This window comes from Candidatus Chloroploca asiatica, assembly GCF_002532075.1.
Classification (GTDB): Bacteria; Chloroflexota; Chloroflexia; order Chloroflexales; family Chloroflexaceae; genus Chloroploca; species Chloroploca asiatica.
In genome coordinates this window covers 1-11833 of record NZ_LYXE01000034.1, presented here as the reverse complement: position 1 = coordinate 11833, position 11833 = coordinate 1, and the positions used below count along the sequence as shown (strand labels likewise).

Here is an 11833-nt window from a genome sequence, read left to right as displayed (position 1 = left end):
CAACGATCCTCTCGTACCGCCCTGCATGCAACGGTTTTTTGGGAGCATGGTGTCCAAAGGTAGTCTAGCACATAGGGGCGTACGCCGCAGAACCGACCCGAAGCCGCGGAGCGGCGGGGCGACGGGATGCGAACGGGCGTGGCGGCGGCGGATCCGCCGCACTGAGGTGGCGACGGCGACCGGCACGGGGAGCCGTTCGGCCGCGTCCCCGGTGCTCGTCACCACCACGAGGGGCAGCAGGGCGAGGGCAAGCAGGCGTGCGATCTGGCGCTGCTGCCGACGGGTCAGTGGGGCAAAAATGGTATGATACACGCTTGCCAGCCTTTCGCGTGGGATGCACAAGGGTTTGTGGTAAAGCTCCATGTACACCCATCCGCGAAGGCTGGCAAGTCTATACCCAAGCAGAAATGGCGGTCAGGCCGAAATAACGAAGCGCCCTGGTAACGGGGCGCGTCCTGATGCCACTGCGTAGTCCCTAATGTGTATCGGTCTCGGCACAAACGGCGGCCCCCGGCCCTGTAGGGGCACCCCTTGCGGGTGCCCCTACAGGGCCGGGGGCCGGGCCCGGGGGCCGGGCCCGGTGTACGGGCACCCCTTGCGGGTGCCCTGGCGGGGGCCGGGCCCGGTGTACGGGCACCCCTTGCGGGTGCCCTTGTCGACCGAGTCGCCGCGTTGGTCTGGCTAGGCGGCGAGAACCATGTTTTCGTGCGTTTCGAGCAGATCAAGGCCAAACTGCTCGTTGAGGAAGTCGCCGAGGGCCTCGATATCAGGGAAGCTCACGACGGTTTCATCGGCACCTTCACGATACGCCACCCGCCAGATACATCCGAACCGCTCATCCTGCCAGACACGAAACTCAGTCCGAAGGGTTAGCATCTGCTCCATGATTATCTCCTCTGCCGTATGCATCCACTTCTAGGCATAAGCCGCATCCTCGCATCAGGGGAGGGGTTTGCGCTTGCGTCATTGCATCATCGGCAATCCCGGCTTATCTGTTATGTATGACGTATAATCGAGATACATGGTTCTATGTGGTTGATGAGATCATGATGAGAATTATCTTTGAGCGCCGTCAACCGCGTCCTCCCGGCGGGTGCCGTCACTCTTTGCCGAGGGTGTCGCGAAGATCGGGGTAGGTGCTGCTGCGTCGAGGGGTGGTGGTGGTGGCGAGAAAGGCGGTAAGGGCGCTGAAGCGACCAAGCATGTCGTTGTGCAACCGTGGGTCTTGCTCATCTTTGATGCGTTGCAAGAGGTGTTGTTGCATCCGACGCACCTGTTCGATGCGCAAACTGCGGGCACAATGCTCGGCTTCCTGGCGGTAGCGAAAGTCTTCGGCGGTGCGTTGGTGCGCGGCGAGCAGCGCACTTGCAGTGCTGCGCAGCGCTTCATCGAGCCCGTCGATCCAGCGGGTCAGATCATCGGCGTTCGTTGGCCGCCATTCGATCGGGAGCGTTGCGTAGTGACGCCAGATTTCTTTGTGGATCGGATTTTCAAGAAGATCTTCGATGCCCGTGCCAAAGATTTCGCGCAGAGCCGGTTGGTGGAGATTACTGGCTTCGAGGAGCGCCTCGACCGCTGCTTCGACAGTGGGATGGCGCAGGGCGAGCGTCAGCAGAAAGGCTTCGGTGGGGGAACCCGGGCGCCGCTGGGGTTGACGCCCCTCGGTCTCTTCGGCGCTTGTCGCAGGGTGCGGGGCATCGTCGGGCGGCGGGGTTGGGATGGCACGCACCTGAATACCGGGGCGCACGCGATCGGGCTGGCCTTTGCCCGCAGGACGCCGATTGGTCGGACGGTCGACCTTGCCCTTGAGCAGATCGAGGATCAGCTCGGCCCTGATGCCAACGACATGCTCGATACGCGCAATGTAGACCCGTTGCTGCGTACCGTCAAGTTCTTTGAGCAAGGGCAAGAGTCGGTCGAGCGCCTGGCGCTGATCTTCGGGGCGCGTCAGGTCAAGCCCGGCGGTATACGCGCTCAGGTAGAACTCCATCACCGGCACGGCACTGGTGACGAGATTTTGCCAGAGGTCAGGGTCGCTACGGATCACCTCATCGGGGTCGCGGCCCTCGGGCATGCGGATAATGCGCAGGGCAACGTCGCTTTCGAGGCGCACCGCGCCCTGCGCCGTCGTCACCAGATGGCCGCCCTCTTCGTCGGCACTCTCGCGGAGCGTATTCAGCCCTTTGAGGGTGGCGCGTTGGCCGGCGGCATCGGCGTCAAGGGCCAGATAGACCTGGTGCGAGAGGCGCTTGAGCAGGCCGACATGACCACGGGTCAGGGCCGTACCGAGCGGGGCGACAACATTGCGAAAGCCGTGTTGATGGGCCGTGATCACATCAATGTAGCCCTCGACCACCACGGTGCAATCGGCGACGCGGATCGCCTCGCGGGCAAGATCGAGGCCATAGAGCAGTTCGCCCTTTTTGTAGATCAGCGTTTCGGGGGTATTCAAGTATTTGGGGGTACCGTCACCGAGGGCGCGCCCGCCAAAACCAACTACTTCACCTTTGGCATTGCGGATGGGAAAGATCAACCGCCCGCGAAACCGATCATAATAGCCCCGGTTTTCGTGATGGATCGCCAGGCCGGATGCTTCGACATCCTCAGGCGCATAGCCCTTCTTCTCGGTCAAATAGGTGAAGAGATGGCCCCAGTCATCGAGGCTATACCCGAGTTGAAAGGCGTCAACCATGGCATCGTTGATCGCACGGTGGGCCACATAGGCCCGCGCCGGCTCACCCCGTTTTAACTCGCGCAAGACGTAGTTGAAATACTTGGCGGCGGCGGCATTGATCTCGAGCAACTTGGTGCGCCGCGCATCCTCGGCACGCGCCTGTTCGGTGCGTGGCTTTAGCTTGACGCCCGCCCGTGCCGCCAATTGCTCGAGCGCCGTAGGGAAATCGAGGCCCTGCTTGCGCATCAGGAAATCGAAGGCCGTGCCAGAAGCCTGGCACCCGAAACAGTAGAAGCTCTGGGTATCAGGAAAGACCGTAAAGGCCGGCGTGCGCGAATTGGGGTGAAACGGACAAAACCCAACGTAGTTGCGTCCCGCCTTGCGCAGACTCACCCCGTGGGTATTGATCAGTTCAACGAGATCGATTTTGTCGCGGATCTCATCAATCTCGTTCATCGTGCCCCCGTTGCGAACGTGACGACTGCATCAAGCCTGCGCTTATAACCGCGATCCCCAGGGCCGCCACCCCAAAGAGAAAGGTTTCGCCGATAACCTGGGCGGCAATCTCCATCAAAAAGAGGGCCGGATCGCTACTGACCAGCGGATTATCGGCCCCGGCGCGCCGGAGCGCATCCTGGCGCTGCACCCCCCAGAGCGTCAGCATGGCGACCCCCACGGTCATACCAACGAGGCGCAGCGCAATGACAACGGCCGAGACAGCGCCACGACGATCTTCGGCGGCGGCACGGATGACCGCGTCGGCAGCGGGGGCAATGACCAGGCCAAGTCCAAGACCAGCAAGAATCAAGTGTACCGCCATGGTAGCATAGGTCTCGGCCGCACTCCAGCGACTCATCAGACCAAAACCGAGCATGGTCAGGGTGAGACCGATAAGCGCAACGGGACGATCGCCAAAACGACCGGCGGCGAGACCACCGGGGAAAGCCGCTGCGGCCATCGTCAGGGTCAGGGCCGACAGCATCCAGCCGGCATCCCAGGCGGCCTGGCGCAGAATATCGGGATCGGTCGGGGCCGCCAGCAAGAGGCGCGTATTAATAAAGAGCGGGACATTGGTAATCGCCAGCGCGATCGAAAAGCCGATCATAACATTGATCACCGAAGCGGCGGCGGCGCCACGGTCACGAAAAAGGGCAAGATCGAGCAACGGATCGCGGGCGCGCTGCTGCCACACGACAAAGGCGGCCAGCAGCAGAAAGGCCAGCAGCACGAGCGGAAGGGCATACGGCGGCGGCCCGATGCGCTCGCCATAGAAATCAGTCGCCCCCAGTTCGGCCCCCGCCGAGAGACCAAGGTTAAGCGCCGTGAGGCTCGCGCTAATCAAGAGCGTCCCGCGCCAATCGAAGCTGCCGGTAGCGCGTTGTTGGGGCACATTGCGCAACGCCCACCAGGTCAGCACCAGCGCCACGAGGCCAATAGGCAGATTGACCCAAAAGAGCAAGCGCCAATCATCGAAGAGGCGCATGAGCACCCCGCCATAGAGGTGCCCAACCATCCAACCGGCGGTATCAACGGCCCCAATAAAGCCGAGCGCGGCGGCCCGCGCCCCGGGCGGAAAGAGATCGCTGACAAGCGCCATACTCACCGGCACCATCGCGCCCGCGCCGAGCGCCTGCACGATGCGACCGGTGATCAGAATCGTGAGCGTCGGAGCAGACGCAACGATCACCGAACCAACGAGAAAGACGACAAGCGAGACCAGATAGACCTGGCGGCGGCCAAGCAGATCCGACAGGCGGCCCATAAACGTCATACTGATCGTATAGGCGAGCAGATAGCCACTGACCACCCAGGCAGCGCGGTTGAGCTCGGTATCGAGCGAGACACGCAGATCGAGCATGATCTTGGGCAGCACCGCACTAACCACCGTCAGATCGACGGCACCCACAAAGATCGCGAGCGTAAGCAACGCCAGCGTGAGGCGTGGATCAACGCCGGGGCGCGGTGGGGCCAGGGCAGGGTCTGAGGCTGATGATATCGTCATTTCATCCAATGTGACACGTGAAGGTGCCGCATAGTCATGCTGAGCGCAGCGAAGCATCTCTGCCGTCGGTAAGCATGAGACCCTTCGCTGCGCCCAATCTACAAGCGCAAAGCTACAAGCTGCAAGCGCATCACGGACACTGCACCGGCGCACGGACATCAACGGTCTTGCCATAATCGCTGAAGTCAACCGTCCACGTTGTCGGATTTTCCGGATCAGTCGCGGTATCGACCAGGATCAACCGGGTCGCCAGCATCGTCGCCTGGTCAGCCCAGAGATCAACGGCCACCGGACCAGCGCCGAGCAGACCGAGGCTAATCGCCTGCAACTGCGCCCCGTCCATGGTGCCACGCAGATGGTAATGGGGGCGACCGGCAAGATCCTCGGTACCAACGAGGGTCACCTCAGCAAAACCCTCTTGCAGCAGATACTCAATGCCGCGATCGGGTGCAAAGAGCACCGCCGGATCAAAAGCAAGCCCCTCATCGAGACATGTCCACTGACGGGTCAAGGGATTGGTCAGATACTGCTGACCCTCAAACGAGACCGTACGCAACTCGGCGATAGCACCGCCGAGCGTGACGCTGAGCACCGCCAGCACCGCATCAGGGCGGAGCAGATCGCCCTCCATCGTATTCAGCACCGTCAGACCCGTCGCATCAATAGCAACGGGGCGACCACTGAGTGCAATCCGAAAATGGACACTCTGGCTAGCCTGGGTCGCCTGACCGACAGCGGTACTGAGTTCACGCGGCGTCGGGGTCGGCGTCGGTGGCGGGCCAGCCGGCCCGCCACAGGCGTTCAGCAGAGCGATGACAAACAGAGCAGCAAGGAAGCGCTGAAGCAAGACAATCACCTCAAAGAAACTACATTATTGCAGCCCACTCAGATCGAGTGACGCAAAGACAGCATCTACGGCGGCAGGATCCCAGAGCTCGCGAGTCGCGATGCCAATGACGGTCACAATGCGAGCGTCATCGATGCGCGCGATCCCGAGGCGGACAAAGACCTCCTCATTCGTCTCCGGCACAGAACTAGTGATATTAACGGCACGTCCAGGCAGGCCACCGATGCGTACATTTTCTACATCACTCACCTTCACATCGGGATCTTCTTCAATCATTTCATTCTGAAATGAGCTCATGAGATCATCGAGACTCGCATCTGGCGGCAACGCAGCATCATCAAAGACAACCGAAGAGTCGCCAACATTGACGGCCAGAACATTCTCATCAGGGCCTTCCATCGGATCGGTACCTTCGGGCACCATCATCACCGCGCCAGTACCCTCAAAAGCAACATTCATCAAGACTGACCAACCCTCAGGAACGACCAGGGAATAGCCAAGTTGATTCGTCACGGTCTCACCGGCCCCAACGCCACCACCGAGGATGCCACCGAGGAGGCCACTGATATCAACGTCTGACAAATCCAAATCTTCAAGTGCAGAGAGATCAGCAGCATCAGCAGCATCGGTACCAGAAGTATCTGTCGCGCCCACCGGGTCAACTGTTGGCTCAGTCGTTGGCTCAGCGGTAGGTTCAGTTGTGGGAGCAGGCGGAACCGGACTTGGTTCCACCACTGCCGTTGCCGGTGCAGACGGAACCTCGGTAGCAGGACTGGCAGCGGGTGTCCCGCCACAGGCACCGAGTATAACGAGGAGTACGAGGGCGAAGAGGGCCAGAAAACGTCGAAACATGAGCCTTTCCATTCTTTGCTCGTTCTGATGGCGGATCGCACAACCAAGACGAGCGATAGTGCGTGGTATAGGGCTACTGCAGAACCCTAAACCTCCCGGCGGAAGGCAAAGCACCTACCTGAGGGCACGGGTACAACGTTGCGCGACGGCAGAGGTGGGTGCGTCGCCCCTGCTGAGATTGTAGCACAGGCCAGTGCCAGATGATCAGCTTTTTGTTGTACAATACCCCCTGCGAGAACGCTTGCTTATCATGAATAGAGAGACAGATGGAGCCGAATGATCTCTTGTCGCGCGGGGTAGCCGAGGTGATTGTCGAGGCGGAGTTGCGCCAGCGCCTGGCTGCGGGCAAGCCGTTGCGTCTCAAACAGGGCTTTGATCCGACCAAACCCGATATGCATATTGGTCACGCGGTAGGCCTACGCAAGTTGCGGATGTTCCAGGATCTTGGACATCAGGTCGTCCTGATTGTTGGCGACTGGACAGCGCAGATTGGCGATCCGTCGGGCCGCGACGAGGCGCGAACACGTCTAACCGCCGACGAGGTGCGGCAGAATGCCGAGACCTATATGGAGCAATTCTTTCGCGTGGTCGATCGGCAACGCACCGAGGTGCGCTGGCAGAGCGAGTGGTTTGGCACCTTCACGCTTGAGCAGGCGCTTGACCTGACCGGGCGCTTTACCCTTGCCCAGATGCTGGCCCACGAGACGTTCCGCAAAAGGTATGATTCCGGGACACCACTGACCATCCTTGAGTTGATGTACCCGATGTTGCAGGCTTATGATTCAGTCGCGATCAACGCCGATGTTGAATTTGGCGGCACCGATCAGAAGTTCAATATCCTGGCTGGTCGCGAACTGATGGGTCAACTTGGCATGACGCCGCAACAGGTCTTGCTGGTGCCCTTGATCCCCGGCACCGACGGACGCAAGATGAGCAAGACGTTCCTCAATACGGTTGATATTCGGATGCCCCCGAACGAAATGTTTGGTCGCATTATGTCAATGAGCGACGAAGTCTTGCCGCTCTATTTTGAAGTGTTGAGCCACCGTCCGATGAGCGAGGTCGCCACGATCCGACAGAGTCTCGCTGAAGGCAGCGTCAACCCACGCGACCTCAAGATGAGCCTGGCCCGCGAAGTGGTGGCGCAATTCCACAGCCCGGCTGACGGGCAAGCGGCGGAAGAGGCGTTTATTCGGCAATTTGTCAACCGCGAACTGCCCGAAGTGATCCCCGAGCACCAACTTGACGCACCGGTGAGCATCATTGAGGTGATGGTTGCCGCAGCGCTAGCTGCGTCGAAGAGTGAAGCGCGGCGCCTCATTGACGGCGGCGGGGTCAAACTTGATGGCGAGCGCGTCACCAGCTATGAACAGACCGTGAGCCCTGGGGCCAACGTCGTCATCCAGGTTGGCCGCCGCAAATTTATCCGCATCATCTGAGGCTACGTTCAAACGAGGAGCCTATGCCCACCTATCTTGTCACGATCGGCCTGGAGATCCATGCCCACATCAAGACAGCCTCAAAAATGTTTGACGGCTGCCCATCAGATTACGCCGGGGCCGAACCAAATACCTACGTCTCGGCGGTGAGTCTCGGCTTGCCGGGGACACTGCCGGTCGTCAACCAGCGTGCGGTGGAACTAGCCGCGCTGAGTGGCCTAGCGCTGACATGCACGATCAACGAGCGCTCGGTTTTCAGTCGCAAATCGTACCCATACCCCGATCTTCCCAAAGGGTATCAGATCTCACAATATGATCAGCCGCTTTGCTCGGAAGGCTCGCTCACGATTCGACGGAGCGATGGTATTGACAAAACGATCGGGATCGAGCGGATTCACATCGAAGAGGACACCGGGCGGCTCTTGCATGCCGACGAAGGCGGCTCGCTGATCGACTACAACCGGAGCGGCGTACCATTAATGGAGATCGTGAGTCATCCAGACATGACCACCCCCGAGGAAGCGCGGCTCTATTTTGAGAAGATCCGGCAGATCCTGGTCTGGATCGGGGTCAACAGCGGCAACCTGGAGGAAGGGGCATTGCGGTGTGACGCCAACGTAAGCGTACGCCCGGAAGGGCAAGAGGCCTACGGAGCGAAAGTCGAAATCAAGAACATCAACTCATTCCGCTTTGTCGAGCGAGCGCTGGCGTACGAAATCGAGCGCCAGACGGCGATACTCGAAGCGGGCGGCACACTCGTACAAGAGACCCGGGGCTGGGATGAATTCAAAGGGGAGACGGTCGGCCAGCGGTCGAAAGAATTCGCCCACGACTACCGCTACTTTCCCGAACCCGACATCCCGCCGTTGGAACTAGATGCGGCCTGGATCGCTGCGCGCCGCGAGGAACTGCCGGAACTTCCTGACGCACGGCGCGAGCGCTTTGAAAGCGCGTACGGGCTCAGCCCACAAGACGCCGATCTGCTAACGCTGGAGCGATCGATTGCCGACTACTACGAAGCGGCGGTTGCGGCGGCAGAAGCGAGCGGCGGCAGCCCAAAAGACGTCGCCAACTGGGTCTTAAACGAAGGCTTCCGGCTCTTGAAAGAGCGTGGCGAAGCACCGACGCAGCTAAGCGAACGCATGCCCGTGAGTCACATCGCCGCAGTGATCGAACTCATTGCCAACGGCACGATCACACGGAGCGTTGCCAAGCAAGTCTTTGAACTCAGCTTTGACAGCGGCGCAGCACCGGCGCAAATCGTTGTCGAGCGCGGGCTCACGCAGATCAGCGACAGCGACGCCCTGCTAAGCATCGTACGCGAGGTACTCGCCGACAGCAAAGCGAGCAAAGCGATCGCCGAATACCGTGGGGGCAAAACAAGCGCGGTGCAATTTTTGGTTGGCATGGTGATGAAAGCAACGCGAGGGCAGGCGAACCCGCAGCAGGTACGCACATTGCTTGAGCAAGAACTGGGGTAAAGGCTGGCGAGCGCGGCTGGCTCTGGCAGACGCGCTCGGCATAGGCCTGGACAAAGGGCGAAGGCTACGCCGGCTGTCGTGACAGTCGCAGCATATGGGCAAGCTTCACGAGGACGATCAAGCTGCTCGTCGTGAGTTGCAAACCGGCAAAGATCATAATCGCCATGTCGGGTTGGATAAGCGTATAGAGACCCCAGACGATCCCATCGGCCATCGAGAGAAGCCAGGTACCCAACGATACATCGGCGAGATTGCCTTCACGAGAGGCGACCCACAGCTGAGGAACATTCGCAGCGAGCACGCTAACGGGAAGAATTATGCCGAGCCCGGTCGTCCCTCCCAAGCCAGAAGCGAGGAGCAGAACGACGAGCCAGACGGGTGCGATAGTGAACTCGCGTACCCGCCGTCCAAAGCGGAGGGCCAACACCGTAATGATCGCAAAGACCACACCAGACGCCCCTGTAGCGAGGCTGACATAGAACTGATTGGTCCACAACCCATAAGTAGCCCAGCCGAAGCTTACAATAGAACTGGTGGCAGCCGTGTCGACAGAGACCCCGTAGGCATGGCGGGTGCGTAGCAGCAGCAGGAGCTGGGGGAGTGCGCGAATCAAGCCGATGAGGGTTCCTAAGGCACCGAGGATCGCGATGCTTGTCATAGAATGCGGTACACTTTCTGGCTAGAACGATTGCATCCTGGGCAAGTGTAACAGCTTGCCCCCCAGCCGTCAAAGGCGCCGAGGCCGAGGGCGAGGGCCATTGCCAAGCTCGCCTCTGGTGATAGCGGCGTCGCCGACTGACGAGATTCTTTTGGTTCATTGTAGCGACTTCACCGCCACAACGAACCAAAAACTGGGGGGGATTAGGGCGCACCCCCAACGGCATGTGCGCATGCAGCAAGCAGATTGACACAAACAGCCAGATCAGGCTACAATCACTGCGAGAGCGGATGTGGCCCGGTGGCTGCCCTGGTCTTCAAAACCAGCGGGCGGGGTGACGAGCTTCGTCGGTGGGTTCGACTCCCACGCGCTCTCGTGCAATAGACTTTGACGAATTGCATAGAGTTGTACCTCCACATGAAACTCGCCCGGTACCTTCTCCCTGAGGATCAGGTCATGGACGAGAAGCTTCAAAGCCCGCTTAAGTGCTTGGATCGCCTCGGGTTCCTGCCAGCGGGACGGGTCAAGCAGTGGGTCGGTCAAGATCAACATGATTGACCGCGCCTGCTCGTCCATCACGGCCATCCCGAGGCGGAGCTTGCGGATCTGCTCCTCCACCTCATCGTACGCGCACACCATCCGGTCGGCTTGTTCGGCCAACGCGGCGCGCGTGCGTTCCGTCACCCCCTTGTACTGCGTGGTCAGCGCATCAAGCGCCGCCTCGCGCCGCTCCTCCAACTCACGCAGCCGCACCTCCGCCACCGCGATGGCGCTGAGCAACTCGGTGTGCTTCCGGGCGATGGCATCGTTGATCTCTTCCACCAACGCCTCGTGGCTACGCTCAATGATGTCCTTCATCACAACGTCAAGTACCAGGCGCTCGAGCTCGTCGGCGCTGAGCATTGGCATACGGCATGCGCCAGGTTTGTTGACCCGTCTGGCACAACGATATTTGCGATACCGATACGTCTTGTCTCCCTTGTATTTGGTACTGGTATAGCCATGCATCGCGCCTCCGCACGCACCACAACGGAGCGTGAGCAGGTAGCTGTTGAAGGCCGACATCGTCGCCGCCTCACCCTCGTGCGCCGCCAACTCCACGGCCTGGACGCGGCGGAGGAGTTCCTCAGGGATCAGCGGCCTGCCGGTTTCGACCCGCACCGCCTGTTTGCGATTACCATCGGCGTCTTCCTCGAATTTGTTGTAGCGTTCACCCCAGCGCAAGACGCCAGCATAGACCCCGTCAAAAACCCGCTTGCAGATCTTCTCGATAGTCGAGACTGTCCAGGTGCCGGAGGGCATCGGGCGTGGCTCATGGATAAGCTCACCCGTCTCGGGATCCTGGCGCTCTAGGTACGGCTTCCGCCGATACATGATCAAACCGGGGGTCGGCGGCACCTCGCGTGGCTGCCCCTCTGCCAGCGCGATACCCTGGTTCAGCTGCTTGGTGATCGCGTGGTAGCCCTGGCTCGCCGCACGCCGCTCCAGCATCCAGAGCAAGATCGGGTAGGTCTCCGGATCAGGCTCGAACCAGCCGGTGCGATCGGGCTGGAGGCCGTACGGGATTGGGCCACCGCGCCACTTGCCTTGCTGGGCACGAAAGCGATGACGCTTGTAGGTGCGCTGGCTCGTCTCATCGACCTCCCACTCGGCCAGCACGCCGCGGATACCGCGCTGCAACTTACGATACTGCGGGGCCTGCTTCTCCGGCTCACCGACATAGAGCACCTGGATACCGAACGTCTGTAGCTCCGCTTCGAACTGGCGGCGCTCCATATCGTTGCGATGGCCGCGGTCAACACTCTCGACCCGTACCCGGTCAAACTCACGGCGGCGGGCCGCCGTGAGCAACTTCTGGAACTCCTCGCGGCGGGCCGCGC

At 60.6% G+C, this 11833-nt stretch carries 9 protein-coding genes, 1 tRNA gene and 1 pseudogene; 3 read left to right on the top strand and 8 right to left on the bottom strand.

Annotation, left to right across the window (positions count from 1 at the left end; translation table 11 throughout):
* The 6 genes from A9Q02_RS23555 to A9Q02_RS02970 form a co-directional block, all read right to left on the bottom strand.
* Positions 1 to 312 (bottom strand): hypothetical protein (locus A9Q02_RS23555; protein WP_141508675.1); only part of this gene is annotated, 312 nt, incomplete at its 3' end.
* Positions 313 to 681: 369 nt separating this feature from the next.
* Positions 682 to 885 carry a hypothetical protein gene (locus A9Q02_RS02990; RefSeq protein ID WP_097650880.1) on the bottom strand — a complete coding sequence of 68 codons (204 nt, stop codon included), beginning with the start codon at positions 883 to 885 and terminating at the stop codon, positions 682 to 684.
* Positions 886 to 1099: 214 nt separating this feature from the next.
* Positions 1100 to 3130 (bottom strand): DNA primase, encoded by a 2031-nt coding sequence (gene dnaG, locus A9Q02_RS02985; protein WP_097650879.1) that lies wholly within the window; start codon positions 3128 to 3130, stop codon positions 1100 to 1102.
* Positions 3117 to 4676, bottom strand: a complete 1560-nt coding sequence (locus tag A9Q02_RS02980) for an MFS transporter (protein WP_097650882.1) — start codon at positions 4674 to 4676, stop codon at positions 3117 to 3119. Before A9Q02_RS02980 ends, dnaG begins: the two co-directional genes overlap by 14 nt.
* Positions 4677 to 4806: 130 nt before the next feature.
* Positions 4807 to 5532 carry an LppX_LprAFG lipoprotein gene (locus A9Q02_RS02975; protein ID WP_245860234.1) on the bottom strand — a complete coding sequence of 242 codons (726 nt, stop codon included), beginning with the start codon at positions 5530 to 5532 and terminating at the stop codon, positions 4807 to 4809.
* A 15-nt stretch (positions 5533 to 5547) separates the two neighbouring features.
* Positions 5548 to 6375, bottom strand: coding sequence for a hypothetical protein (locus A9Q02_RS02970; RefSeq protein WP_097650878.1), 828 nt, complete (start codon positions 6373 to 6375; stop codon positions 5548 to 5550).
* Between the two features lie 266 nt (positions 6376 to 6641).
* Between A9Q02_RS02970 and tyrS the strand changes: the two genes are divergently transcribed.
* Complete coding sequence (gene tyrS / locus A9Q02_RS02965) at positions 6642 to 7814, top strand: tyrosine--tRNA ligase (protein WP_097650877.1); 1173 nt, start codon at positions 6642 to 6644, stop codon at positions 7812 to 7814.
* A gap of 23 nt (positions 7815 to 7837) precedes the next feature.
* Complete coding sequence (gene gatB / locus A9Q02_RS02960; protein ID WP_097650876.1) at positions 7838 to 9295, top strand: Asp-tRNA(Asn)/Glu-tRNA(Gln) amidotransferase subunit GatB; 1458 nt, start codon at positions 7838 to 7840, stop codon at positions 9293 to 9295.
* Positions 9296 to 9359: 64 nt separating this feature from the next.
* Here the strand turns inward: gatB and A9Q02_RS02955 are convergent, their stop codons facing one another.
* On the bottom strand, positions 9360 to 9953 hold the full coding sequence (locus A9Q02_RS02955) for a hypothetical protein (RefSeq protein ID WP_097650875.1): 594 nt from the start codon (positions 9951 to 9953) through the stop codon (positions 9360 to 9362).
* Between the two features lie 282 nt (positions 9954 to 10235).
* On the opposite strand from A9Q02_RS02955, the gene A9Q02_RS24080 reads away from it, so the two are divergent.
* Positions 10236 to 10329 (top strand) — tRNA-Sec (locus A9Q02_RS24080).
* A 494-nt stretch (positions 10330 to 10823) separates the two neighbouring features.
* Here A9Q02_RS24080 and A9Q02_RS25290 read toward each other — a convergent pair.
* Positions 10824 to 11833, bottom strand: a pseudogene (locus A9Q02_RS25290) (recombinase family protein); the annotation flags it as partial.

Excerpts from the sequence above, each read along its gene's own strand:
- A9Q02_RS02990 (WP_097650880.1), bottom strand. The coding sequence starts at position 885 with ATGGAGCAGATGCTAACCCTTCGGACTGAGTTTCGTGTCTGGCAGGAT.
- A9Q02_RS02970 (WP_097650878.1), bottom strand. The coding sequence starts at position 6,375 with ATGTTTCGACGTTTTCTGGCCCTCTTCGCCCTCGTACTCCTCGTTATA.
- gatB (WP_097650876.1), top strand. The coding sequence starts at position 7,838 with ATGCCCACCTATCTTGTCACGATCGGCCTGGAGATCCATGCCCACATC.
- A9Q02_RS02955 (WP_097650875.1), bottom strand. The coding sequence starts at position 9,953 with ATGACAAGCATCGCGATCCTCGGTGCCTTAGGAACCCTCATCGGCTTG.
- tyrS (WP_097650877.1), top strand. The coding sequence starts at position 6,642 with ATGGAGCCGAATGATCTCTTGTCGCGCGGGGTAGCCGAGGTGATTGTC.
- dnaG (WP_097650879.1), bottom strand. The coding sequence starts at position 3,130 with ATGAACGAGATTGATGAGATCCGCGACAAAATCGATCTCGTTGAACTG.
- A9Q02_RS02980 (WP_097650882.1), bottom strand. The coding sequence starts at position 4,676 with ATGACGATATCATCAGCCTCAGACCCTGCCCTGGCCCCACCGCGCCCC.